We start from the raw sequence: 26,971 nt of genomic DNA, 5'->3' as shown, positions 1-26,971 counted from the left end.
AATAATTACTTATCCAATATACCCCTAACCTGTTTGTCAAAGTCAGAATCTATCCGCTGTGTCTTATTAAAAATATCATATTCGCTTTCTGCCTTTGCTTTGGCTTGCGAGGCAGAAATACGCCCTTTGTCCGGTAAAATCTGATAACGGCGGAATGTGAGGAATTCATTGACACTTTCAGAAAATTGGGACATATTGAATGTATTCTCACGCTCGATAAGGTCTTCTATATAATCAAAGAAACCTGTTACAGCACGTTCCAACTGGCGGATTTCCTTTTCCTGCAAATAGTTCTTGGCTATTGATACATCAGACTTCAATATACGTCCATCGGGAGCATTCTTCCATGTGGTCAAACCCATGTGTTCTTTGCGATGGTCTGCCTTTGTGTAGATAATTTCGGCAGCTGTCTGTCCTGTAATGGCATAATGAAAACGGTTCTGTATCATAGCATAGAAATCACGTGTTGTGGGCGAGTTCTTGTCATAGTCAACACTACATTCTGCATATATATCAGTAATTTGCTGCCAAATACGGCGTTCACTGGCACGGATAGAGCGTACTCTTTCCAGTAATTCACGGAAATAGTCTTTCCCGAATACAGCCGTGCCTTGCTTCAAACGCTCATCGTCAAGTACAAATCCTTTCTTGATGTACTCATTGAGAATCTTGGTTGCCCATTGGCGAAACTTGGTTGCTTTAGGCGAAGAAACACGATAACCCACTGCAATAATCATATCCAAATTATAAAAGTCAACCAGTTCTTCAACCTCCCCTCTGATACCTCTATTTACGACGGTTGCAATTTTTGCAACTGTCGTGTCTTGCTGAAGTTCATCTTCCTTAAAAATATTGGATATGTGGCGACTAATACCGGATTTATCAATACCGAAAAGCTCTGCCATAGCCTTTTGCGTACACCAAATGGTTTCGTCTTTGATAACGACTTGCACCTTCCCTTGTTCATCTGGCAGGCTGTATAATAAAAACTGTATCTCGTTACTCATTGTTGCCTACATTTGCGTTGAACTGCAAAGCATCCAACTGTTTCATTATTTCCTCTTCCAAACGATGGCTCTCTGCAAATTGCTCGGAAAGGATTTGCTTGTAGTCCGCCATTCGGAAATTAAACTCTTCTTCCGTTATATCTACATAATCAATCTTGATGTCGAAATATTGCCCAGCAGAAAGAGAATATCCCTTTTCCTTTATCTCATCGTAAGAGACAGCCACAGAAAAATCTTCCACAGCCTCCTTTCGCTGGAATGTGCCGACAATCTTTTCTATCTCTTCATCGTTCAGACGCACCTTTTTCAATCCGTTAGCATCTTTATATTCCTCGCCCAATTTGCTGGCATCAATCAAAATTACTTTGTCGGCAGTTGCAGACCTGTCAAAGAACAGCACACTGACATTTGTACCTGTATTGGCAAACACGTTGCTTGGCATAGAAACACAGCCAAATACCACTTTGTCATCTACAATTTTATGAAGAATTTTGTTCTCAATGCCACTTTTGGCCGTGATAAAACCTGTCGGAATGACAATTGCACCCTTGCCTGTCTTTTTCAGTGAATTGATAACGTGCTGAATGAAACAGGTATATATAGCCATTGACTCTTTCTTTTTGGCGGGTACATTTGGAACTCCTGCCCAAAAACGGGCTGGCATGGCGGCAATCTTCTCTCTGGTATCAGAGAAATCCATCTTGAAAGGAGGATTGCTCACCACAAAATCAAACTGGCGTAACTGTTGTCCGTCATCGCTCTTATGGTAAGGGCTTACAAGTGTATCGCCTTGAATGGCATTATCAAGCGAAGACACAAGTCCGTTAAGTAGCAGATTAAGTTTCAACATTTTGTTGCTTCGCTGGGAAATATCTTGCGAAAATATGGTACAGCGTTCTTCTCCTATTTGATGACTAAGTGCCATCAGAAGCGTACCTGTTCCTGCCGAGGGGTCATAACATTCCATGCTATGCAAATCAACATTATCCCCCACTAACAGACGAGCCATAATCGTTGCTATGGCATGAGGCGTATAATACTCCGCATATTTTCCACCTCCAGCGGTATTATAATCCTTAATCAAATACTCAAAGATGCTGGAGAAGAAATCGTAATTCTGTGCAAACGCTTCTTCAAAGGAGAAATTCACGAGTTTATCCACCAGAGCACGGGCGAATGGCGCACGTTGTGCCGAATCGGTCACAAACGGTGTCAATGCCTCGAACAATGGAATCTTCGTGTTGGCTGTGGTCTGCGTGGAAAATATATCTGCATTTTGTTCCGCTATATCTGTCATAGTGGAATCGAAGATAGTATCAAAATCCCCTTTTCCCTGTTGATTCCAAAGATTGGCTATCAGATGATAAGGTTCAAGCATCGGAACATCTGGAGAGATGGCACTCTGAATAAGCATACGTTCATCATCAGAAAGATTCTCGTATGCTGTTTCCCATTTTACATCCCCGGTCAGTTTCTTGGCAATCTCACTTTTCGCATTTTTTAATTCATAACCGAATTTGTCATTCAGGAACTTATAGAGAAATACCTGAGTGATAATCTTATATTCGTTACCATCGTTTCCCATACCGTATGATTGGCAGGTGGCTTTAAGTCCGTCGATGAGCCTTAATGTTTTTTCTTTAATATCTGACATAATCTTTATGCAATGCCGTAAGTGGCGTTATATTGGTTGATATACTGTTGTGAAATGCGTGTCTGAATAAATTTGTAATCCTCCATTTCGGGCTTTATTTGTGGGAAATGGAACAAACATCCATTGATAAGAGCCATCACCGTGCGTCCGAAATAAGCATCCTTTTTCAGAATGTCGTTACGATCATACACTTTGGCATCCACATCCTCTTTTATAATATTGAGAATGGCAGCAATCTCTTCGTCAAGGAAAGAGAACATAGGCTTCTGTCCCTTATCTTCCCTCTGCTTATTCACTTCACGAATACGCTTGTGTACACGAGCAAATTTTTCATCGCCCTTGTACTTTTTCAACAAGACATTATTGCGCTTTTGTAAGTCTTGCAGACGACCGATGATTTCATCCAAAGCCTGTGTTTCTTCGTTGAACTTGGCTATCGTGTCAATCACAAAACCGTGTTCCTTGAAGCGTTCCATAAAGGCTTCACGCAACGAGATAAACTCCGGATCGTCTTGGTCGAAGTTTTGGGTAAATGAAGAAATGGTACGTTGCCATTTCTCTTTCAATTCCACACCACCGGATATAAGGCGCATTTCCTCTTGTCCTATTTTGGAGAAAGTGAACTCTATATCCATCATTGCCTCATTGATTAGAGTTTTCGTTTCCTCATTTGTATTGAAAGCCTCTTTCTGATTGATGATACTTATCCGTCTTTGCACCTCAGAGAGTAGTTGCGGCAACTTGGTGATTTCGAGTTTGGCAAATTGCTCTTTCATTTCATCATCACCAAATGTACGCACGATGTTCGCCATGTTCTTGGCTGATTCCAATGCCTGTTTGAGGTCGAGCAATACAGCTTTATCCTCTTCGGTGGAGATTTCAGAAGAAAATTCTTCCGCATTATCGTATGTGTAATTGAAAAGCGTTTGCCGAACTTTCTTCATCTGATTCAATATCTCTTCCTTGTCCTCAATGACTTGGGTAAAGGTATCGGCGGCAGCGGATTCGCCAGTCTCATCCACGTCATTAAAGCGGTTTAATTCTTGTAAATATGCTTCGTTGGTTTCCTTGAAGTTGCGCTTGATGTCGGCAAAGTCAATGACAAAACCGTAACGCATACCGGGATAAGGACGGTTTACACGTGTTATGGCTTGAAGCAGATTGTGGTCTTTCAGTTTGCGCCCGAAATACAGGCGTTTCAAGCGTGGCGCATCAAAACCAGTCAAAAGCATATTAAAGACAATGAGAATATCCACTGTCATATTTTTCTTGAAGTCTTTGACTATCTGCTTGCGAGTTTCCTTGTCATCCGTATCGTGAAGAATGATTCCAGCTTTCAGCGGTCTGTATTTTGATTTGTAATCCACTTCCGGTTCACCCACTACATACGAACCATCGGAAAGTTTTATCTTGATGGGCTTCGGCTGATACTTCTGCCATTCTTCTTGAAATACATCATAAAGCCGCCTTGCCTGTTCGCTGGTTTCACAAATGACCATACCGCCTAAAGTATCATCTCCTTGTATCTTGCGAAACTCTTTTAAGTCCGTCATAATGTAACGGGCTAACTCGCTTACATAACTTGGATGCTCTATGATTTCCGACTTACGAATGTCTTTCTTTTGCACAAGGGTTTCCAGTTTGTCGTACACATCAGACAAACGCTCTTTGTAGGAAGTTTCAATATCTTCACGAATAATTTTCAGCGTATAACCATCTGCAATGGATTTATCGTAATAATAAGTATGCAAATAGTTTCCGAACACTTTACAACTAGCACGTTCTTCCTTCAATAGCGGAGTACCAGTAAGAGCAATTTTTATTGCATCAGTGTCCGCATCAAACAGATTAGCAAGGAAACAGCCACCGGGTTTATACCCACGATGTGCCTCGTCAAGAATAAAGATACGCTGAAAGTTGGTTGCATAGTCGTTAATACGTACTTTTTCTTTATCCTCCGCAAAGCGTTGTATATTTACTACCGTTATTTCAGCCTGACCACTTACCCCCTGCTGTGCTTGATTACTACGGAATTGCGCCATCAATTCAGCTCTTGAATTGGCTGTTGATACCACCAAACCACGAGCTTCAAACTCTTGTGTAGCTTGTTCCAACAAATCAAGACGGTCAACTATGAAATAGAATTTGGCGACCTTATTCTGTTTGGAGTAGAAATCGTTGAGAATATAGGTCAGATAGTATGACAAGGCGGTTTTACCACTTCCTTGTGTATGCCAGACTACGCCAGATTTCACCCCCTCGGCCAGTTTCTTGCGAATAGCCAATGATGCAAACAATTGTTGGTAACGCATGATATGTTTTTGGTCGGTAGATTCAATCTTTCCATCTACCTCTCGTTCCATTCTAACGTATGCTATACCGTATTTAATAATATACAGCAAACGTTCCGGTGAACACATGGAAGTCAGTATCCTATTAGTAGGCGTATTGAAATCGAGATTGGTTTGATATTCTGGGCTTGTATGAATGACTTGGCAATTATAATCTGATAATATTTGCTTTTCCGCTGTCTTGTCAATGTCCTTATATGGATAATCACAATGGAAAGGTGCAATCTTTTGCGCAGACAGATTTTCTTCACGGAAACAGTTAAAGGGAGAATATGAGCGTGCTCCAGTACAATAGAAAGCCCCTTGTATGGGTACAATGCCACCAAGTGCATCATATTCCATATTGTTACTGAATATCATTAACTGTGTGATATTAATGAAACGACGGAACTTCTTATTTGGGAAACGTTCTTTGTTCATTCGTGCGCTCTCCGCCAACATTCCACCCTGATTGTTGGGCTTCTTCACTTCTACAAAGCAAAGTGGCAATCCGTTTACGAACAAAGTAATGTCAGGACGAAATTCGTCCTGTCCGTTCTTACAGGTAAATTCGGCTGTGAAATGGAACGTATTATTCCCAATGTTATCAAAGTCTATCAGCTTTACAGGCGAAACAGCTTTGAGACGGTTGTAAAAGCCTCGACCGAGGTCATCATCGTTCAGTTCCTTACGAATATCTTTCAAAATTTGAAGAAACTCTCCCTCATGTCCGGGATTCAGATTCTTAAACTGCTGTTCAAATACCTGCAAAAGAATATTCGTGTCACTGTCATAGACCGTGCCATTCTTATCTTCACTCAACTTGCCGAAGTAAGTATATCCTATTCGGGTGAGGTGAACCATTGCAGGCATCTGCACCCGTGTAGCTTCCGAAAACTGTTTCATATCACCTATCCTTTTTGTCGGTTATCAAATCCTTCAAATCGACCTGCAATATCTCTGCTATCTGTTGCAAGGTCTCTAAATTTGGTTGAATCCTATTACAAGCATAAGCATTTACCATACTGAAACTTTTATCAAGCTTCTTCGCCAACCATGTTTGAGAAATGCCTTTTTCCAAAAGGACAGCCTTTATTCTATTCAATTTCATTCTTTGATGTGATTTTGTAGTGCAAATATAGTGAATTATATTCAATAATCAGGATTATTTCGTATTTTTGCAAGCATAATTTTAAATAAACGATTTTATGGAAATTAGAGAAGCAATTATTCATGCATTAGATGGTGATGCCATATTATTTATTGGTTCTGGTTTTTCACTTGGAGCAATTAATGAGGGGAATAAAAAAATCGAGACAGCAACTCCACTTGCACATAAATTATTAGCGGAATGCGATTTTGAAGAAAAAGATTTCACAAATGATTTAGGAATAGCTTCACGAATTTATCAAAGCGCTAAAAGCGAAATCGATTTAATCGAGTTTTTGCGTAAAGAATATACAGCAATAGATGTTACTCCTGAACAGGAAATTATAGCACAAATTAATTGGCAACGCATCTATACAACTAATTATGATAATGTTTTTGAATTAGCCTGTGAGAAGAACAAAAAGAAAATACAATCTGTCACATTATCTGATAGACCAAATGATTTTAAAAACAAGTCAAATCTCTGTATACACATAAATGGAGACATTAAAAGACTTACCCAAGAAAAGCTTAATAGCGAATTCAAATTAACAAATGTCAGTTATTTAACTGAAGACTTTAATAAAAGCGAATGGTTAACCCTTTTTAGAAGCGATTTACAAACTGCAAAATCAATAATTTTCATTGGATATTCTATGCAGTATGATTTGGATTTACAACGTATAGTATATTTAACCCCGAAGTTAATAGATAAAACTTTTTTTATAATAAGCGAGCAAGCATCAAAAACTGAGCAAGCGCTTATCAAAACATTTGGGATGCCGTTTCCTATTGGCATTAAAAAACTCACAGAACATATAAATGAAATCAAGAAAAATCATGTACATATAACAAAATTGCCAGATAGCTATCTATGCTTTAGTAAACCTAAAATAAAAGATTTTCCTTCTTCAATATTGGACATAGATGAGTTTAACTTATTAGTTCGTGGGGAATACAACATTGATAATCTGTATTATTCAACTATCAATCCAACTGATTTTGTATATTCCATACATAGAAGCAAACATGAAGAAGTTATTAATTTAATCAAAACAGGAGAGCATAATATTCTTATACATTCGGACCTAGGTAATGGGAAAAGTATTTTCATGACAACATTAACCGCTTTCTTATCTAAAGAAGGATACAATGTATTGAGATTCAATAAATATTATACCACATACAATCGTGAAATAGAACAAATTTGCCAAAAGGAAGGCCAACATATACTTGTTTTTGATGACTATATGTCATACATAGACTGTTTGAAAGAATTAAAAATACATAGAACAAATCAAATTTTGATTCTTTCAGAACGCAGCGCAATGAATGATATTTATTACAACAGTCTGTGTGATTTATTTGGAGACTTTCACAATATAGACCTTAATAGACTTGACTCTAATGAAATTAAGCAATTTGTAAACATATTAGACCATTATGGATTTTGGAATAAATTCTCCGCTGAACGAATTGATAGAAAAGAGGATTATATTAAAACAGTATGTAAAGGGCAAATTAAAAATATCATTCTTAAATTACTCAATTCAAAAACTATCTTAGAGAGTTTTCAGAAATTAATCACGTCAATAAGAAAACGAAATGGCTATTATGAAGCCATACTTTTTATACTAATTGCTAGGGTATCAAAATTAGATCTTGATTTAGAGGATTTAGCATACAGTCTAAATATGTCTCAATTAAATAGTCCAAGTTTTCAAAAAGATCCTCATGTCAGAGAATTTGTTGATTTTAACACCTATTCAATAAAATCAAAATCTTCAATAATATCCCAAGTCTTATTACAACAAATATTTGATTCAACAATCGTTGTGGATGTTATGCTATCTATCTTCCGTAATCTTAATGCACATCGTCATGACGAAAAAATAAAAAGAATTTTAAAAAATATGATGATGTTTACCAACATACAACAAACCATAAACAAAGATGATGCAAACTATAAACATAATATATTGAGGTATTATGAAAACATCAAGCCACTTTCTTCGTGCAATAAGAATCCACATTTTTGGCTTCAATATGCCATTGTAAAATTATCTGAATATGATTATGAACAAGCACAAATATATTTTGATACAGCATATTCTTTTGCTAAAAAAATAGAGAATTTTGATACCTATCAAATAGATAATCACTATGCTCGTTTTATTATAGAAAATGAAATAAAGTTTGGAACAAAAGCAACATGCATGCAAGCATTTAGTTATGCACATTCTATACTAATGGATCCTAAACATAAAACAGAAGTTAGATACTACCCCTATCGTGTAGCACAAAATTATTATCCATTCTATGAGCGCTTTTATAAAGAATTAAGTCATAAAGAACAAGAAATATTTATACAGTCATGCTTTGAGATATTAAAACGATTAAAGTCATATTTAGAAACTACGACAACAGCTTCTGATCGTACAGACGTAAAGAAATCCGAGAAAAATTTACTGCGAATATTCAAAGAATTAAATATTACTTATGAAACCAAATGAATAAGATTATAAGATATTTTCTATTAGTAGATTTAAAACTTGTCATAATGTCCTGATAATAAGATTTACCCCTGTACAGATAACTGTGACAGGGGTATTTTTTCAAAAAGGGATTTTGCCACCCCTCGTAAGACATGATATTATATTAGAAAAGGTATAATTTATCTGTACCTTAAGAGATACTACCACATATATAATTCAACACTTTTTCATGTGAACAAATCAGATCTGTTACACTTTTTCCAACGAATTCACCTATTTCCCCACATTTTTTCAAGCGAATCATAAATATTCCACAAAAGATAGCCGGTCTTATGACCAATTTTCCACCATCCAACACCCTTCAAAGAATAAAAATCAACCGTAAACCACAGAAATCCCAAGAAAACCACTACCTTTGCATTTAACAAGCGTTCTGGAACATACCTGCGGAAATGCCCTATCATCCAATACATTGAATCTGATAGCGGACATTCCACAAAAGAGCTGAGAAGAGGCGGTACAACACGTATATGCAAAACCATGAAATACAATGGTTTGCATTTGTCCACACATTCTTTGTATTTGTCAAAACAGAGGTTGTACCGATTAAAATGAATAGTCGCTGATAATCAGTGATGTAAATATGCTGCATCGGCAAGTAAACAACCTAAGATTCATTGCCTTATACCCAATTTGAATACCTAAATATTACCTTAGATTTGCATCCGAGGATTACAGATAAAATAGAAAGTATGGCAGACAATTATATCGAAAGACAATACGAGCAATATGAAACCAGAAAAGCGGCTTGGGAAAAAGCACGCAAATATGGCAAAAAGAAAACGGGGATCACTCACCCTGCTAGAACAGAACAACCGGGCCAAACGACAACAGAGCCCCATCATTATAAAAGAGTATTTGTTACGGGAGGAGCCAATGGAATTGGTAAAGCCATTGTAGAAATATTCTGTAAAAGTGGGTATCGGGTGGCATTTTGCGACAAAGACGAAATAGCAGGAAAACGTACTGCAGAAGAAACAGGAGCCATTTTTCATCAAGTTGACATAAGCGACAAGGATATGCTTGAACACTGCATGCAATCCATCATTGAGGAATGGGATGACATTGATATTTTAATCAATAACGCAGGTATCAGTGACTTCTCTCCTATCACTGAAACAAGCATAGAAGATTTCGACAGGATTCTATCCATTAATCTACGCCCGGTATTTATTACTTCACGCTTCATAGCTATCCACCGTCAATCGCAAACAACATCCAATCCGTACGGAAGAATCATCAATATCTGCTCTACCAGGTATTTAATGAGTGAATCCGGCAGCGAGGGATATGCAGCTTCTAAAGGGGGAATCTATTCACTGACACACGCGTTAGCCTTGTCACTTGCCCAATTCCATATCACAGTCAATTCTATTGCGCCGGGCTGGATACAAACCCATGACTACGATCGTCTCCGTCCGGAGGACCATGCGCAACACCCTTCAAGAAGAGTCGGTAAACCGGAAGATATAGCCCGCATGTGTAGATTCCTTTGTGAAGAAGGAAATGACTTTATCAACGGTGAAAACATCACGATTGACGGAGGGATGACTAAAAAGATGATTTACACGGAATAATATAGTTCCGAACCAAACATACAGAAGTAAATGGAATATGGTATTATAACGTACTAAAACCATCTCCACTTTTCCACTCCATGATACATTTTACTTTAAAGTCCTTGTTTCTATTTAAATGATACTCCAAATAAAAAGCTGCCCGGAAAATTTCCGGGCAGCTTTTTATTTGCCTCCGTTCAAACAACGGAGTATTCTTTTACAGAAGTTTAAAACTTACGTGTGTTCAGGTTCTTGTCGACCAAAACGCCATCAATAGCTTTCAGATCAAACTTCACAGCGCGTTTCGCTTTCAGCTTCAGAATAAACAGATCGTTTGTTCCTTCGAGGGCTTCTTTAGCTCCGAGGTTAACAAATGTAGGATAGAGTGCTTTTGTACCATTGGTATGGAGTCTGTCATAAGTCAGATTTTCCATAGCTTTGAGGTTCAGAGGTTCTACACCCACGAATTCATAATCCTGCTGATTGTATGGCAACGCAAAACTCAACGCATTTACAGAGCGGAGGTTGACACCTTTTACAAGCACTTCAACAACATCACCCTTACTGTAATTCCGTTTAGCAGTACTGATTTCAATGGTACCATCCAGTTTCTCAATCGGCTCTTCACTTACACCATCTTCCAATTGTGTTGCCACTACAGAAATATCATAAGCGTCAATCAAACCATTCTGATCAATGTCGCCTACACTGATATAGCCTTCATAGTCGGAATCACCTTTTCTCAGACCGGTATAGTTGGTATACGAGGTTAAATCGTTATTGTCGATCTTACCATCGTTATTGATATCACCCTGCAAACGGCTCTCGGTTCCGGGAACTTTAAATACATACAATTCCCTACCCGAACCATAGTTGTTTACACCTTCTGTTACAGCCAGTTTGATATAGCGTGCAGTCGGACGTTCAGTAAATGTAAATACTTTCACATCACCATTACGTTTCCAGTCGATTGCTCCGGCCTCGGTCCAGTTTTCCTTATCCATACTATAATATACAGTACCTTTCAGGATCGTTCCGTTACCACCATCGGTACGTGGTAGGTATTCGAATTTATCCAGCTGGTTCACTGTTCTCAGATCGATAATCATATCATAAGGCAGTGCTTTTGCTCCATACTTCGTATGCCACATATCACCCAGCTCGGCAAAGTCGAACAAACGATCGATATCAAATCCTTCCTGATTCTTCGCAGTTGTTTCACCCTTGATTCCGTGAAGAGCAAATTCCAGCGGATTAGCTTTTGTCTTAGCACCGAATTCAGCCCAATCCGAATAGCCATCCTTGTTTACGGCACGAATCTTAAATGTATAGTCTGTTTCAGCAGCCAGTCCGTCAAACAGCAACTCAGTATCCTTTATTGTTGTATACAGCATGCCATTGAATTCTATTTCATAGAAATCAGCATTCGGCACTTTGTTCCATGTCGGCTTCAAGGTATAAGCCTCAATATCTTCGGCAGCAATTCGGGCAGCAGGAGCGGTCAACGAACCGGAGGTTACTCTGTAATTATCGGCAGGTGCATATTGGAAGCCTTCGATATCCATTACAACTTGATTTTTAGTAATATCGGTAGCGGCGAGTTTCACAAGAACTTGAGGATTCTTAGTAATAACCTTCTTCTCAAATTCACTGCCCTTTGTAGCAAACTTATTCAAATTAGGAGCAGCGTCATAGAAGTATACGTTTTCACCTTTCCGGAAATCATCCATAGAAGACACTTCGGTCAACTTCACTTTGCCTTTACCTATCTGAGCAGAAACCTTCTTCGGCTTAGCAGTAACATTTACTCTGAATTCTGTGGCTTTCTCTTTTACAAAGCCGTCGAAATCACCCTGTGTAGGACGAATAGAAATCTTCACATTATTCTTTGAATCAACATTCGATTCAATGAAAGTAGTGGTTCCTTTACCCTCTTTATATGCTTCAGATATACCGTCATCGTCATATTCAACGGTCATCATGTGCTTATACGGATAGATTTCGTAGATACGAAGTCCCTTATTAATTTCAGCAACGTTATTATTAGGATTGGTCATCGGGATGATAGCTCCGTTCTTTACGAATACCGGAAGCTTCCAGAGAGGAGCGGCAAAATTGTTGAGAACACAGTTACCCTGATATTTCTCTCCGGTAAAATAATCGATCCACTCTCCTTCGGGCAAATAAATGCCATCACGGATATCATTGCCTTCAGCATCTGCTTTGGTAGCTTTGTAAATGGGGGCTACTAAAAAATCGGTACCATACATAAACTGATACTGCGTAGCTGTTCCCAAGGTGTAAGCATTCGGATATTCCAGGAACATGGCACGGATAAGCGGCATACCGGTTACAGCCTCTTTTGCAAAACTATAAGTGTAAGGCAGTAATTCCGATTTCAGTTTCAGATACCAGCGATTGATAGAAGTGGCAGGTTCGCCCAGAGCGTGAGGATACTTTTCATTAGATCCCCATCCGTCCATATTCAACTGCATCGGAGTGAAAGTTTTCCACTGGAAGTCTCTGGTGTTGACAATCATATTCTTGCCGCCAAAGATGCCATCCATATCCGAAGAAATATTAGGTTGGCCTGACAGGCCTGAACCGATATAAGTCGGGATATGGAAACGGATGTACTCCCATACACCGCCTGTCTGGTCACCCGACCAGATTCCGGCATATCGTTGCGTACCGGCCCAACCGTCAAGTGAAATAATGAACGGACGTGCATCGTTACCGTAATAAGGCATAATGTGACCCACATCTGCCACTCCATTCAATCCGAACGAATATCCCCACCCGACCCATGCTACGTCTGTTTTCAACACACGCACACCGGCATCTCTAACTTCTTTCACGATATCTCTTTGCAGCAATGCACTGACGCCTTCTTTCGGATGTAAATCCGATTGTGTCCACAATCCAATTTCAACGCCATTCTTACGGGCATAGTCACCCAGACTTTTCAGATTCTGAATGTTTCCGTCGAGTGTCTCCGTCTGTCCGTATCCGGCACCATATCCATCATTCGGCAGGAGCCAGCCCAACGGCATATCGTGATTCTTGTAACGGTCAATCACTGCACGGGCCGAGAACTGATAATTATTCTTTTCACCGTTCAATGATTCTTTGATTCCGCCATTATCTTTCTGACTTTCTTTATAACGCTTTCCATCTTCGAACAAGATTCCTTTTTCGTCTTCTTTCCAATAGTCGCGATTGTAAGCATTCAAATGTCCCTGATAGAAACCGAACTTGGGCAGCAACACCGGATTACCGGTCAACTGATAGAAATCATTCAACACGCCCACAGCTCCGTCGCTAACCATATAAAAGAGATCGAGATATGGAGAATCATGTGTAAGTTTCACTTTTCCCTTCTCGTCTGCACCGAAATCATATTTACCCGGTTTGAAGGTATACCACATCATACCATAGCCATTGGTCGACCAATAGAATGGCGCAGGAGAAGCTACTCCACCGTCAGTCCAACTATTCTCGTTTACAATATTAATGGCTTTTCCTTTGTGTGAAAAACGTCCGTTCTGCACACCGCCACCATAAAAATATTCATTGGGATTTTCTTTCAGGGTTACAGTCACTTTTCCCTTATCGAACAGTACGGGTTCTACCTCTTCAAAGGCAACAGTATTCTTTTCCAAGTCAATCACTTTCATCAAAGAAGTATTCTTGTCGATTTCCACTTTGATTTTCCCCGTAGTGATAGAGATGAGATTGCTGCCATCATTCAAGTTGAGTGTAGAAACTGTGTTTCTGGGATTGTTTACCAGAATTTGTGCTTCAGGTTTTGCTTCCGGATCACGGATGATTCCTCCGGCATTGTCCTGAAATACTCTGAAGATGTTTTCCCCGTAGAAATCGAATGTCATTCTCTGATTATTAGAGAATAATACTTCAATCGTTGTCGGATTGATTTTCTTTGCACTAACGATCTTCAAGTTTTGTTGTGTCACTTCTCTAACGATTTCGGACCTGTGCATTGCCTGCGCAGGCGAACCGGAAAACATCAGAGGCAAAGCGAGGGCGAACAGCACTGCTTTTCGCTGCCTACAATTACCAATTGCGTTTTTCATGATTTTTACTATAAAATTTCAACTAAATATTACTCCATTCTGTCAATAGATTGAATACGCAAAAATAGGCAAAAGTATTCATAAAAGACATATTTTATGAAAATAAATACAAGTAAATACGCTTGCTTCCTATAATTCAGGAAGTACTTTCGCACCTTATGCCTCTTTCCTCCTAATCATCAATCTCAAAACATGGGGATGTTCTTATACTAAACATCCCCATGTTGTCCACCTAAACATCCCCATGTTTTGATAGTAAACATCCCCATGTTTTCCTATGTGGCATTAGAACATAAGACTATCCGGTCAGCAAGATAAAGCACTTGCCTTGTTACGTAAGCTAACAACCGGTTCGTGATATCGGTAGACTACTTCCTTAAACACACATTATTTATAGAGGAAATTAGCCAATCAGAATGAAAATCTTAACTTTGCAGAACAAAAATGAAATCATATATGGAAAAGCTAAAAATGGAATCTGTGAGCATCGCAGAGGACAGCCTGAATAAAATAGCCGAACTCTTCCCAAACGTAGTCACTGAATCGATGGGTAAGGACGGACAACTACATAAAGCTATCGACTTTGATAAACTGAAATTCCTGCTTACAGCCAACCAAGCAGAAATGGGAGTGGTATATGATGACGACGAACGTTACGAATTAACATGGGTGGGCAAGAAGCAGGCGATAAGAGAGGTGGCGCATCCTATCCGAAAAACATTGCGTCCCTGCCCGGAAGAGAGCAGGAATTGGGAACAGACCCAAAACCTATACATCGAGGGAGACAATCTGGACGCAATGAAACTCCTGAAAAAGAGTTACGCAGGAAAGGTAGACGTTATCTATATCGATCCGCCTTACAACACGGGTAAAGACTTTATCTTCAATGATACATTCGCTCTTTCACAGGAAGAGTCCGACGAGAAACAGGGAAGATATAATGAAGAAGGGCAACGATTGTTTCAGAATACGGAGGCTAACGGAAAGTTTCACTCCGATTGGTGTAGCATGATGTATGCCCGACTGATGCTTGCCCGCACTCTGTTAAATGATAATGGCATCATTTTCATTTCCATTGATGATCACGAATTGGCAAATCTGATCAAAATAGGAAATGAAGTATTCAATGCTTCTAATTTCATCGATGTATTTAATTGGGCCAAGACGGAAACTCCGGAAAATCTCTCAAAAAAAAGTAAGCAAATCATCGAATACATCGTCTGCTATCAGAAGAAGAAAAACGACATGAAATTCCAGGGTCTGAAGAAGGAATCGGTCAGTTCGAACGGTTTGTTGAATCAACCGAATTCCGTCGGTATCCTGACCTTCCCCGCCAACAAAGTAGTCACTTCCATCCCCGACGGAGTGATCAAAGCAGGCATGTACGGAACAGATGCTTATGATGTGGAATTACTGGAAGACACCACCGTACGTGGCGGACTGTTTACAGCCCCCGTCAAACTGAAAGCCAAATTCAAATGGAGCCAGGCGAATCTGGACAAAGAGATACAAAAAGGAACAACAATCAAAATACCGACTCTCAAGTTAAGTCCTTCATACGAAAAGCTGGAATATGATCCGGAAGTTCCGCCCAACCTGATCAATTACAAAGTAGGAGTCGAAACCAATGAACAGGCCGGTAACCATCAACTACAGTTCTTTGATAAGAAAGTGTTCAACTTTCCGAAACCTGTCAGCCTGATCCAATATTTATGTGAGTTTATCGACACCAAAAACAAAGATTGCATCGTGATGGATTTTTTCTCAGGAAGCGGTACGACCGCCGAAGCAGTTATGCGGATGAACATGAAACCACGTAAAAACAAGGTGAAATACATCCTCGTGCAACTGCCGGAAGATGTGACTGAAACAATAAAAAAGGCCAAAACTCCCAGTGAAAAAGAGATTATGCAGAATGCAATCGACTTCCTTACGGAAAACCATAAAGCATTGAACATCTGCGAACTGTCCAAAGAACGTATTCGACGTGCCGGAGACACAATTGAGGCGGAATGCAACCAGCGTAAATCAAAGGACCTCCCGGACATCGGTTTCCGTGTTTTTCGGATTGCCGACAGCAATATGAAGGACGTGTACTACAGTGCAAAGGAATATTCACAGAGTGATTTATTCTATTTCACTGATAATATCAAAGAAGACCGTACCGGACTCGATCTGCTTTATGGTTGCCTGACCAACCTGGGACTATCCCTGTCTCTACCACATGATGAAGAGGATATACATGGATATACGGTTTATTCTGTCGACAAGACCGAATTAATGGCATGTTTCGCAGAACAGATTCCCGAAAAAGTCTTCCGTGAAATAGCCGGCAGGCAACCACGCCGGGTTGTCTTCCGGGACGCCTCATTCCGTGACAGTTCCGATCGTATCAATATAGACGAGATATTCAAAACATTATCTCCCGGTACTACGATCGAGATTCTTTAAACAGAGAAGGAAGATACAGAAATGAAATTAAAATTCAAACATCAGAAGTTTCAGGAAGACGCAGCAAAAGCGGTATGTGATGTCTTTGGCGGGCAGCCATACAAGATATTCGACTATCAAGTAGAGACCCGGAAGAAAGACGGACAGACCAGCTTTGAAAAGTTTACAGGATTCCGTAACCACCCTATCGTACCTCAACTCACAGATGAGATCGTTCTGAAACACATCCGGGATATCCAGCGTGCCCAACAAATCAAACCGTCGGAAGCGCTGGAAGGGAAATACAATCTCACCATCGAAATGGAGACGGGTGTAGGTAAAACGTATACCTACATCAAAACCATCTTTGAACTGAACAAACGCTACGGTTGGTGCAAGTTCATCATTGTCGTACCCAGTGTTGCCATCCGCGAAGGAGTCCACAAAAGCCTGGAGATTATGAAGGAACACTTTGCCTCGGATTACAGCACCCCTCTGTCTTATTTCATCTACGACTCCAAACAGTTGGGTGAATTGAACGCATTTGTCACAGACAGCAAAATCCATGTAATGATCATCAATTCACAGAAGTTCAATGCAACGAACAAAGATGCCCGCCGCATCTACATGAAGCTGGATGATTTTGGCGGAAACTGTCCCATCGATGTGATTGCGCAGATGAATCCGATACTGATTATCGACGAACCTCAGTCAGTAGAAGGAGCCAAAACAAAAGAGGGATTGAAACGATTCAATCCCCTGTTCACACTGCGTTATTCGGCTACACACCGCGAACTCTATAATCTGGTCTATCGCCTGGACGCAATGGAAGCTTACAACCTGCAACTGGTTAAGAAGATCGCTGTCAAGGGTATCTCTATCAGTGGGACAACAGCTACTGAAGGATTCGTTTATCTGGAAGGTTTGAACCTGTATCCGGACAAAAACCCGACTGCCAATATCGGATTCGAAGTAAAAAGAACCAAAGCAGTGAATCAGGTAGTACGAGCTCTGAAGATAAATGATGACTTGTATGCTAAATCAAACCATCTGGAAGAATACCGGAACGACTATGTAATTACAGATATCAACGGCGTTGAAGACTCCGTCACCTTCCGGAACGGCATCAAACTTTATGCAGGTGACGTAGCGGGTAGCGTCAACGAAACCCAACTACGACGTATCCAGATACGGGAAACCATCTTGTCACACATAGAAAAAGAACAGGAACTGTTTGAGAAAGACATCAAAGTTCTCTCCCTTTTCTTCATCGATGAAGTAGCCAAATACCGCCGGTATAACCCGGACGGAAAGGGAGAATATGCCGAGATTTTCGAACAGGAATATACCGATATCATAAAACACCTGGATCCTTCGTTATTCAATCAGCCGGAATATATCGATTACCTGAAATCGACTGTGGCATCGAAAGCTCACAAAGGATACTTCTCCAAAGATAAAAAAGGAAAACTGATTGACAGTAAAACCGAGCGGGGAACCAAAGAATCGGCAGATGAAGATGCTTACGATTTGATTATGAAGAATAAAGAACGTCTGCTTGACCGGAAAGAGCCGATCCGCTTTATTTTCTCACATTCCGCTCTGCGGGAAGGATGGGACAACCCGAATGTCTTTCAGATCTGTACCCTGAAACAAAGTTCGGCAGAGGTACGCAAGCGTCAGGAAGTGGGACGAGGGCTGCGCCTCTGTGTAAACGGACAGGGAGATCGCATGGACGCCAACGTTTTAGGCGTAGAAGTGCATCGTGTCAACCTACTGACCGTGATAGCCAGTGAATCGTACGAATCGTTTGCCAAAGGCTTACAGACAGAAATGGCGGAAGCCATAGCCGACCGTCCACAGAAAGTAACCATCCAATTATTCAAGGACCAGTCGCTCCGATTACCTAACGGTGAAACCATCATAGCCACCGAAGATATAGCACAAAGTATCTACGACTCTTTACTTGAAAACAAGTACATCAAGAAAGGAGAACTGACAGACAAATTCTATGAAGACCGTAAACAGGGAGAAGTGATTTTCGACGACGAGCTCACCGATTATAAGGCGTCTATCATGACCATCCTGGCCTCTATCTATAATCCAAGAGAGATGCAGCCGAACGATGCAAGGAAAAGTAAGATAAATCTTCGGTTGTCAAAAGATAAACTTGAAAACAGCAAACTTCAGGAACTGTTAAAGCTGTTATGCAGTAAGTCAACCTACACCGTAAAGTTTGACGAAAAAGAATTGGTAGAGAGAGCGATCGAAAGTTTAAATGAAAAGTTAAGAGTATCCCAGCTCTATCTTTCTGTCATTACGGGCCAAATGGAAAAAATCAAGTCCAAAGCAGCTTTAATTTCGGGAGAGGCATTTAAGGTAGATGCCAATCAGGCGCACTATGAAAAGATAGATGCCATGGCAAACGATCAAGTAAAATATGACTTGCTCGGTAAACTCACAGACGCCACCAATCTGACCCGACAGGCAGTTGCTCAGATTCTCTCCCGGATAAAACCGAATGTATTCGGCCAATTCAAAAACAATCCCGAGGATTTTATTATCAAGGCTTCGGAACTGATTAACGAAGAAAAAGCATGTCTGATAGTAAAACATATCGAATATACCCCAATCGACCAGTACTATGATGTATCGGTCTTTACCCGGGCAACTATTCAGGGGCGTTTGGGAGTAAACACAATAAAAGCAGATAAACATCTGTACGATCATGTGAGATTCGACTCCCAAAATGAAAAAACATTCATGGAAAGACTGGAAGAAAATGACGAAATAGAAGCTTATGTAAAACTACCCGCCAATTTCTATATCCCTACTCCGATGGGAAAATACCATCCGGACTGGGCCATCGTCTTCAAACAAAAGTTATCGAAGTATCCTTATTTTATTGCCGAAACCAAAGCCAGCGATTCCTCCCTACAAGATCGGAGAATAGAAGAGGCAAAGATCGAATGTGCCAAAAAACATTTTGCGAAGACAAACGGTGGGAAGCTTAAATATAATAAAGTAAGCTCCTTCGAAGAACTCTTGAAAATCGTCACACAAGAATCCGTTTAAATCCAATAAAGTAGCATGTTTCATTCCTTCCAGACCTCCATTGCCGGCATCGAATTGCCCCGCTTGTTTACTTATCCCTTCCATTACACTCCTCATCCGTTATGTGTAATGGCAGCAGGAGAAGTACAGGCTTACATAAATAAGCAGACAAGATGGAAAGAAGAATTGGACAAAGGAAAAATGTTCGGCGTATTGATAGTCCGTACTTCTAACGGACAAACGGGATATTTGGCTGCTTTTTCGGGTAATTTGTGCGGAAGCAATTCACACTCTTTCTTTGTACCGCCGGTATACGATCTGTTGAAACCGGATGGTTTCTTCAAGATAGAAGAAGAACAAATCTCGGCTATCAATCACCAAATCGGACAGTTACAAAACTGTGACCGATATCTGGAACTCCAACAAAAGATGGAGAGAGAAACAGCTTCCTCACAGCAGGCATTGTCAGAGGCCAGAAAAGTTCTGAAAGCAGCAAAAGAAAAACGGGAACAGCGCAGACTTCACCGACCGAACGAAAATGAACAAGCTGCCATGATTCGCGAAAGCCAATACCAGAAAGCAGAATTCAAGCGTTTGGAAAGATACTGGAAAGAACAAATTTCCGAAATAAAGACAGAACTGGAAAGTTTCTCGTCACAGATAGAGGCTCTCAAAGCCGAACGCAGAAATCGTTCGGCAGCATTGCAACAAAAGCTATTCCAACAGTTCAACTTCCTGAATGCCAAGGGGGAAACTAAAAATTTGTGTGCTATCTTCGAAGAAACCGTTCAAAAAACACCACCAGCCGGAGCAGGTGAATGTGCTGCCCCGAAACTATTGCAATATGCTTATCTAAGCGGATTAAGCCCCATTGCCATGGCCGAATTCTGGTGGGGGGAATCTCCTAAGACAGAGATCAGACACCACGGTTATTATTATCCGTCTTGCAGAGGAAAATGCGAACCCATTTTGCGACACATGTTGCAAGGTCTCAATGTAGAGCCAGCACCTTCAGAAAGATACTCTTTGTCACAAAATATGCCGGAGATTCTTTTCGAAGACCAATGGCTTTTAGTTCTTCATAAACCCGAAGGAGTACTCTCCGTACCCGGAAAGTCAGAAGAACAATCGATCTACAGTCTGCTTAGAGCCCGCTATCCTGAAGCGACAGGTCCCCTCGTTGTACATCGATTGGATATGGCCACTTCAGGATTACTGCTGGCTGCCAAGACCCAAGAAGTACACCGGCACCTACAGGCCCAGTTTGAAAACCGAAGCATCAAAAAACGATATATAGCCCTATTGGATGGTATCCTTCCGGAAGAAGAAGGAGTTATCGATCTTCCCATCTGTCCGGATTATCTTGACAGACCCAGACAAATGGTGAACGAAGAGCTAGGAAAAACAGCTATCACCCGATATCGGGTGATGGATCGGAAAAACGGACAGACCCGTATTGCTTTCTTCCCGCTGACGGGACGGACACATCAGTTGCGTGTACATGCAGCTCATCCGTTGGGATTAAACTGCCCTATCGTAGGAGACGAGCTTTATGGACGGAAGGCAGAACGCCTTTATCTGCATGCCGAATATCTGGAATTCATCCACCCCGTATCCGGGCAAAGAATGGTCATCGAAAAGAAAGCTGAATTTTAATTGATAAGTCATGATAGAACAACCTTCCCCAAAAGTATATGATGAACTTCTTTCCATCTGGGAAGAAGCTGTCCGAAGCACACACCATTTCCTGACCGAAGCAGACATACAATTTTATAAGCCGCTGATCCGACATGAATATCTTGCCGCAGTCCGATTGTACATCATTCGCGAAGATTCAGGAACTATTGCAGCCTTCATGGGATTAAGTAATGATTGCATAGAAATGTTGTTTGTCCGTCCGAATGCCCATGGACATGGCTACGGTAGTCGGCTGGTTGAATTTGCCATTCGGAAAAAACGAATCTATAAAGTAGACGTAAACGAACAAAATGCAGCAGCACTGGGATTCTATTTACATATGGGATTTGAGACTGCCAGTCGCGATGCATTGGATGCAACAGGTAAGCCATTCCCCATTTTACACCTGCAAATTCCTCCCATCCGACTCCGAAAAGCAACTCTTGAAGATATAGATCTGCTTAGAGCCCTATTTACACAAAGCGTGCAGAATACCTGTTCGGCTGACTATAACAGGTTACAAATCCAAGCATGGACCGGACGGGGAACTCTACAACGTTGGCATGAACTGTTTCAAAGCGACCTATACTTTCTGTTGGCAGAAGACAGCAGAAAGTCTCAAGTGGCAGGATTCACATCTGTCAACTCTAAAGGATATCTGCATAGCATGTTCGTACATCCCGACTATCAACGCCAGGGAATAGCTTCGCGCCTATTGCTAAAAGCAGAAGAGTATGTCCGTATCCGTCAAGGCGTATCTGTCTATTCGGAAGTGAGCATCACTGCACGCCCATTTTTTGAGAAACACGGCTATAGTATCGAAAAAGAACAAACAGTATCTGTTGGTGACATAGAAATGACTAATTTCTTGATGTATAAACGAATTTAACAGAACGAACTGAGATTTTTTTATAGCTTTGCGATAGATTACCATTTAAAATCAGCTCATGTTAAAATCAAAATACCTGTTTCTTTCACTTATTTGCCTGCTGACATCGTTCCGACTCCATGCTCAATTTATGGATTACGGCTCGGATCCTGCTAAATTCAAATGGAATATCGCGAGATTACCCCACTACAATCTGGTTTATCCGCAAGGAAACGATTCCATGGCTTACCGTTATGCCCTCTTTCTCGAGAATGTTTATCCACACATGTCAAAGACCATTGGAAAACCGATCAAAGCTAAGTTTCCGGTCATTCTTCATCCGGGCAACATGCAATCCAACGGAATGGTATCCTGGGCTCCCCGACGAATGGAACTTATTACAACGCCTTCTTCGGATCTGAATAACCAAAGTTGGGATAAGCATCTGGTACTGCACGAGTCACGCCATGTTTTCCAGACAGGAAAGGTAATGCACGGCATTTTCAAACCGCTCTATTATATAATAGGTGAACAGGCAGCCGGAGTAGCCTCTTTTTTCTTGCCGGTATGGTTTCTTGAAGGAGATGCCGTAAGTACGGAGACTGCCATGTCTAACGGTGGTCGTGGACGACTACCGGAATTTAACATGGTTTACCGTGCCCAAATGTTAGGAGGAAAAAAGAACTATTCCTTCGACAAGTGGCTAATGGGATCTTACAAAAACTATACCGGTACCTACTATGCACTGGGGTTTGATATGACCTCTTATGCTCGTCAACGCTACGGAGCCGATATTTGGGATAAAAGCACCAGTAGATACATTCGGAACCTACTGTTCGAAGGTTCATTTAAGCATTATACGGGCAGTAGTTTTAAGCGTCTCCAACATGATACGTTCGACTTCCTGCGTGCAGAGTGGGAGAAACAGGATACTTGTACACAGTCCCCGCAATATCTATCACCTGCAAAAGAGACTTATACCTCCTATCGATACCCACAACCCATCAACGATTCTATAGTGATTGCCGTAAAGTCGGAATTGAAAGATATCAACTCTTTAGTGATCATCAATAATGGCAGAGAAAAACATCTGGACTATATAGGTAGTATTAATAGCCGTTTGAGCTATCGAAACGGCCGGGTTTACTGGAGCGAACTAGTACCCGGACTACGTTGGACACACCAGAATTACTCAATTATAAAGTACTATGATCTGGATAAGAAAAACATAAAAACCCTCACTCCCCGACAACGTTATTTATCCCCGGCCATTGACGAGCAAGGACAGCACATTGCCGTTTCACGTCCTACAGTCGAAGGTAAAAACCAACTCGTGCTGATACAAGCAGAAAAAGGTAATGAACTCGCTGCTTTCGACGTTCCCGATAATGCATTTATCAAAGAACTGACATTTGCAGGAGGCGACACAATTATCTCGATAGCTGTCGCAGATTCCGGTATCCGCCTGTTACAATTCAACTTCGGAAACGGAATATGGAAAGAACTGCTAAAAACAGCTTCCGCCAATATCACTTCTCCTGTTTGGAAAGATGGAAAAATCTTTTTCGAATCGGGAGCCAACGGCACCAACAACATCTACAGCCTCAATCCGGCAGACGGACAAGTCCGCCGAATGACAGCTGCCCGCTTCGGAGCTTTCGATCCTTCTTTTGGATCGTCAGACGGACGTTTGTTCTTCTCTGATTACCAAGCCGATGGATATCGCATTGCCTCACTCCCGACTGACAGTATGCTCTTTGAAAAGGCAGATCTCAACCGGCCGGCTTCCATGCCATTTGTTGAAACACTTGCCGCTCAAGAGCAATTCAACCTGGACTCGGCACGTCTGACATCAGTCGATTTCAATCCGAAACGTTATAGAAAAGCGGAACATACGTTCAAAATTCACAGCTGGGCCCCTTTCTATTATGATGTGGCTGAGGCAATGAACTCAGGTGCCAGTGATCTGAGTACAATAGTAAAACCCGGAGCAACCCTGATGTCCCAAAATACCCTGAACACAGCCATCATGCAGGCCGGATGGTATATAGACAAAGGCTATCATCATGGTAAACTGTCATTTATCTATCAAGGCTGGTTCCCCGTTATCAACCTGTCGGTAGACTATGGTGATAAAGCTTTCAATGTAGACTGGACACAGAATGACAAAGGGCAAGACATTACACAGGGCCATTATACCCAACGAAATCTGGTGGAAGCAGAAGCACGTGTCTATCTCCCTTTTAACTTAACACACAACCAACGAATACGAGGCATACAACCGGCTCTAACTTATTATTTTACCAATAATAAATATCAGGAATATCACAGTCGGAAATTCCATAACTTCCAATATATCCTACCGGAAATTCTATTCTATGATTACAGACGAAAAGCTCAGCGAGACATTCTCCCCCGCACAGGCTATCAATTACGTTTGCAATACCTGAAGACTCCATTCAATTCTGAAAATTACGGAAGCCTGTATGCCGCCCGCCTGACTACTTACTGGCCGGGAATCATCAGGAATCATGGGCTGATGATCCGTGTCGGCTATCAGTATCAGGATCTTGACAACAAAGCATTATACCTTCCCAAACATCTTTTGGAAAAACCCCGAGGATACCATTTCCAGTATCAAACCCGCCAACAATGGGCCTTCAAAGCAGATTATGCTTTACCCCTGCTGTCACCCGATTGGAGCATCGGCTCACTTATTTACATCCGTCGGTTGCGTGCAAACCTCTTTTATGATCTATCGCGCAATCAAGCCAGTTCTAAAAGTAGGTGGAGTAACCAAAGTTCATACGGAGGCGATCTGATTTTCGACTGGAATATACTACGAATGAGTTATCCGCTTACAACAGGCATACGCTTGATACAGCCGATCGATTATGGCAAATTTCAAGTAGAGGCACTGTTTTCAATCAGTTTCTGACATTGGGTGCAAGATGGTCTGTGCACTGATTTTCCCAACAGATATCATGTATACTTGCCTGGATCCAGTCAAACAAACACATAAAACTCCGTTCACGCCCTGACCATTCTTGCCCGGCTTTCCGGTTAAAACGGTTAAACTCAGGATACAATCTTCAACCGCGGGCTTTACATCTCGGTAGCCGAGATACAAAGCCTGGCACGCAAGATTTGTATCTAGACCGCTAAGACAAAGAATGAAAACCGTCAAAAGCAAGTTTACTCCCATCGCTCCGCCACTTTGCATAGAAGGTTCTCTATCTACCTATCAAGAAGGTGTGTCATCACTCTTCTTACCACGGCACACAGAGTATAACAGATTCTTTTTTTCAATGATAATCATCAACTTAAAAATCGCCTACGTGTTACTCTGTGTCCTTTGTGGTGAGTTTCGATTTATAAATAAGGTATAATCGTTATATAAATGCCTGTAATAATGGCCGAAGTGATTACTCCTGAAATGTTGGCTCCTAATGCATCACCCAAAATAAAAGAATTCGGATTATCTTTACTTACCAACTTTTGAGCCACTTTTGCCGTAGTGGGTACACAGCTTACGGCTGCAATGCCGATCACCGGATTATAGTTCCCTTTCTTAATGAAATACATAATGTACCCTCCCATGATGCCTCCGATACCCGACAGTAACAAAGCAAGCATACCTAATACTAACAGTTTAAGAATCTTCGGATCGAGTAACAAATGTGCGTCGCAAAGTACACCCAATAATAATCCTAACATAAAAGTAGAACCATAGAGCAACGGACCGCTCACAAAATCATATATATGCTTCATACCGGATTCACGTACTGCCACTCCCAGGAATAGCGAAAAGAACAATGGTGAAGCAACCGGAAACAAGAAACACAATACTGCACACAGGATTGCAGAAAAAGCCAGCTTCACTTTCGCATCATAATTTTTAGGAGCTTTCTTTTCTACCATCTTGATAGCACGCAGACATTTAGGAATCAGTAATTTCACCAAATAAGGATATCCCCCGTAAGTCAATCCCAGATAAAGATAAGCCACCACCGTAATAGGTACAAACAGGTGTTTGGCCAAAGCAAGCGATGTAAACAAAACCATCGGACCATCAGCTCCGCCTACCATTGCCACTGAAGCACTTTCTTTTAAAGACAGTCCCAGACCGGAAGCAATAGGCACTGTCAAGAATGTACCCAATTCAGCACATAAAGCAAGAAAAATGCTGGCAAACGGTTTCTGCAATAGGAATCCCACATCAAGCAATGTACCGATTCCCATAAATACAAAGCAGGCTATCAATCCGTTACTAAAGGTCAATGTGTATACCGGTTGCAGAAAGTCAATCTGCATCGTGTTCATCAATGCGTCGGTATCCGACAGCATCGGATCTAAAAAAAGATTCCCCAATGTTCCGTCGGGCATAATCAGTGTTCCACAATTAATAGCTACCATTCCCAGGCCCATCGGAATCATCACCATTGGCTCGAGTACCCCTTTCCAGCCTAAATAAATGAGCAGAAACCCCAAAGCTATTAAAAACATACGGGCACTGGCCAGAAACCATCCGCTGGCTATCATTGTTCCAAATCCCTGAAACAGGGTTCCAAAGTCTATACTTTCCATACTATCA

13 protein-coding genes are annotated in these 26,971 nt (G+C 41.1%); 7 read left to right on the top strand and 6 right to left on the bottom strand.

Features of this window, described 5'->3' with window-relative positions:
* Positions 1–5: 5 nt before the first annotated feature.
* Genes BSHG_RS12275 through BSHG_RS12290 form a run of 4 tightly spaced genes read right to left on the bottom strand, consistent with a single transcriptional unit; the run spans position 6 to position 6,102 of the window.
* A complete protein-coding gene (locus BSHG_RS12275) occupies positions 6–1,007 on the bottom strand; it encodes a virulence RhuM family protein (RefSeq protein ID WP_005795764.1) in 1,002 nt (333 codons plus the stop codon).
* Positions 1,000–2,661, bottom strand: a complete 1,662-nt coding sequence (locus BSHG_RS12280) for a class I SAM-dependent DNA methyltransferase (protein WP_005795766.1) — start codon at positions 2,659–2,661, stop codon at positions 1,000–1,002. Before BSHG_RS12280 ends, BSHG_RS12275 begins: the two co-directional genes overlap by 8 nt.
* A 5-nt stretch (positions 2,662–2,666) precedes the next feature.
* Positions 2,667–5,897 (bottom strand): type I restriction endonuclease subunit R, encoded by a 3,231-nt coding sequence (locus BSHG_RS12285; protein WP_005795768.1) that lies wholly within the window; start codon positions 5,895–5,897, stop codon positions 2,667–2,669.
* Position 5,898: 1 nt separating this feature from the next.
* Positions 5,899–6,102, bottom strand: a complete 204-nt coding sequence (locus tag BSHG_RS12290) for a helix-turn-helix domain-containing protein (RefSeq protein ID WP_005795769.1) — start codon at positions 6,100–6,102, stop codon at positions 5,899–5,901.
* Between the two features lie 97 nt (positions 6,103–6,199).
* On the opposite strand from BSHG_RS12290, the gene BSHG_RS12295 reads away from it, so the two are divergent.
* Both BSHG_RS12295 and BSHG_RS12305 read left to right on the top strand, forming a co-directional pair.
* Positions 6,200–8,653 carry an SIR2 family protein gene (locus tag BSHG_RS12295; RefSeq protein WP_005795771.1) on the top strand — a complete coding sequence of 818 codons (2,454 nt, stop codon included), beginning with the start codon at positions 6,200–6,202 and terminating at the stop codon, positions 8,651–8,653.
* Between the two features lie 734 nt (positions 8,654–9,387).
* Positions 9,388–10,272, top strand: a complete 885-nt coding sequence (locus BSHG_RS12305; RefSeq protein WP_032497369.1) for an SDR family NAD(P)-dependent oxidoreductase — start codon at positions 9,388–9,390, stop codon at positions 10,270–10,272.
* A 209-nt stretch (positions 10,273–10,481) separates the two neighbouring features.
* Here BSHG_RS12305 and BSHG_RS12310 read toward each other — a convergent pair whose 3' ends face one another.
* Positions 10,482–14,348, bottom strand: a complete 3,867-nt coding sequence (locus BSHG_RS12310; RefSeq protein WP_005785577.1) for a TIM-barrel domain-containing protein — start codon at positions 14,346–14,348, stop codon at positions 10,482–10,484.
* Between the two features lie 456 nt (positions 14,349–14,804).
* On the opposite strand from BSHG_RS12310, the gene BSHG_RS12315 reads away from it, so the two are divergent.
* Genes BSHG_RS12315 through BSHG_RS12335 form a run of 5 tightly spaced genes read left to right on the top strand, consistent with a single transcriptional unit; the run spans position 14,805 to position 25,315 of the window.
* Positions 14,805–16,799 (top strand): site-specific DNA-methyltransferase, encoded by a 1,995-nt coding sequence (locus BSHG_RS12315; protein WP_008658943.1) that lies wholly within the window; start codon positions 14,805–14,807, stop codon positions 16,797–16,799.
* Positions 16,800–16,820: 21 nt separating this feature from the next.
* A complete protein-coding gene (locus BSHG_RS12320; RefSeq protein ID WP_008658941.1) occupies positions 16,821–19,853 on the top strand; it encodes a type III restriction-modification system endonuclease in 3,033 nt (1,010 codons plus the stop codon).
* Between the two features lie 15 nt (positions 19,854–19,868).
* Positions 19,869–21,488: an RluA family pseudouridine synthase gene (locus BSHG_RS12325; RefSeq protein WP_005785571.1), complete on the top strand. Its 1,620-nt coding sequence runs from the start codon at positions 19,869–19,871 to the stop codon at positions 21,486–21,488.
* A 10-nt stretch (positions 21,489–21,498) separates the two neighbouring features.
* Positions 21,499–22,398 (top strand): GNAT family N-acetyltransferase, encoded by a 900-nt coding sequence (locus tag BSHG_RS21680; RefSeq protein WP_008658939.1) that lies wholly within the window; start codon positions 21,499–21,501, stop codon positions 22,396–22,398.
* 58 nt (positions 22,399–22,456) lie between these two features.
* Positions 22,457–25,315: a TolB family protein gene (locus BSHG_RS12335; protein WP_008658938.1), complete on the top strand. Its 2,859-nt coding sequence runs from the start codon at positions 22,457–22,459 to the stop codon at positions 25,313–25,315.
* 434 nt (positions 25,316–25,749) lie between these two features.
* Here the strand turns inward: BSHG_RS12335 and BSHG_RS12340 are convergent, their stop codons facing one another.
* Complete coding sequence (locus tag BSHG_RS12340; RefSeq protein WP_008658937.1) at positions 25,750–26,964, bottom strand: sodium ion-translocating decarboxylase subunit beta; 1,215 nt, start codon at positions 26,962–26,964, stop codon at positions 25,750–25,752.
* Positions 26,965–26,971 lie beyond the last annotated feature (7 nt).

Origin of the sequence: Bacteroides sp. 3_2_5 (assembly GCF_000159855.2) — a bacterium.
GTDB lineage: Bacteria > Bacteroidota > Bacteroidia > Bacteroidales > Bacteroidaceae > Bacteroides > Bacteroides fragilis.
Note: the sequence above shows the minus strand (reverse complement) of the source record. Positions and strands in the feature narration are given on the sequence as shown.

What these genes read in the sequence shown, in the direction of transcription:
- BSHG_RS12290 (WP_005795769.1), bottom strand. Translation starts at nt 6,102, where the DNA reads ATGAAATTGAATAGAATAAAGGCTGTCCTTTTGGAAAAAGGCATTTCT.
- BSHG_RS12315 (WP_008658943.1), top strand. Translation starts at nt 14,805, where the DNA reads ATGGAAAAGCTAAAAATGGAATCTGTGAGCATCGCAGAGGACAGCCTG.
- BSHG_RS12280 (WP_005795766.1), bottom strand. Translation starts at nt 2,661, where the DNA reads ATGTCAGATATTAAAGAAAAAACATTAAGGCTCATCGACGGACTTAAA.
- BSHG_RS12310 (WP_005785577.1), bottom strand. Translation starts at nt 14,348, where the DNA reads ATGAAAAACGCAATTGGTAATTGTAGGCAGCGAAAAGCAGTGCTGTTC.
- BSHG_RS12325 (WP_005785571.1), top strand. Translation starts at nt 19,869, where the DNA reads ATGTTTCATTCCTTCCAGACCTCCATTGCCGGCATCGAATTGCCCCGC.
- BSHG_RS21680 (WP_008658939.1), top strand. Translation starts at nt 21,499, where the DNA reads ATGATAGAACAACCTTCCCCAAAAGTATATGATGAACTTCTTTCCATC.
- BSHG_RS12320 (WP_008658941.1), top strand. Translation starts at nt 16,821, where the DNA reads ATGAAATTAAAATTCAAACATCAGAAGTTTCAGGAAGACGCAGCAAAA.
- BSHG_RS12335 (WP_008658938.1), top strand. Translation starts at nt 22,457, where the DNA reads ATGTTAAAATCAAAATACCTGTTTCTTTCACTTATTTGCCTGCTGACA.
- BSHG_RS12340 (WP_008658937.1), bottom strand. Translation starts at nt 26,964, where the DNA reads ATGGAAAGTATAGACTTTGGAACCCTGTTTCAGGGATTTGGAACAATG.
- BSHG_RS12275 (WP_005795764.1), bottom strand. Translation starts at nt 1,007, where the DNA reads ATGAGTAACGAGATACAGTTTTTATTATACAGCCTGCCAGATGAACAA.
- BSHG_RS12285 (WP_005795768.1), bottom strand. Translation starts at nt 5,897, where the DNA reads ATGAAACAGTTTTCGGAAGCTACACGGGTGCAGATGCCTGCAATGGTT.
- BSHG_RS12305 (WP_032497369.1), top strand. Translation starts at nt 9,388, where the DNA reads ATGGCAGACAATTATATCGAAAGACAATACGAGCAATATGAAACCAGA.
- BSHG_RS12295 (WP_005795771.1), top strand. Translation starts at nt 6,200, where the DNA reads ATGGAAATTAGAGAAGCAATTATTCATGCATTAGATGGTGATGCCATA.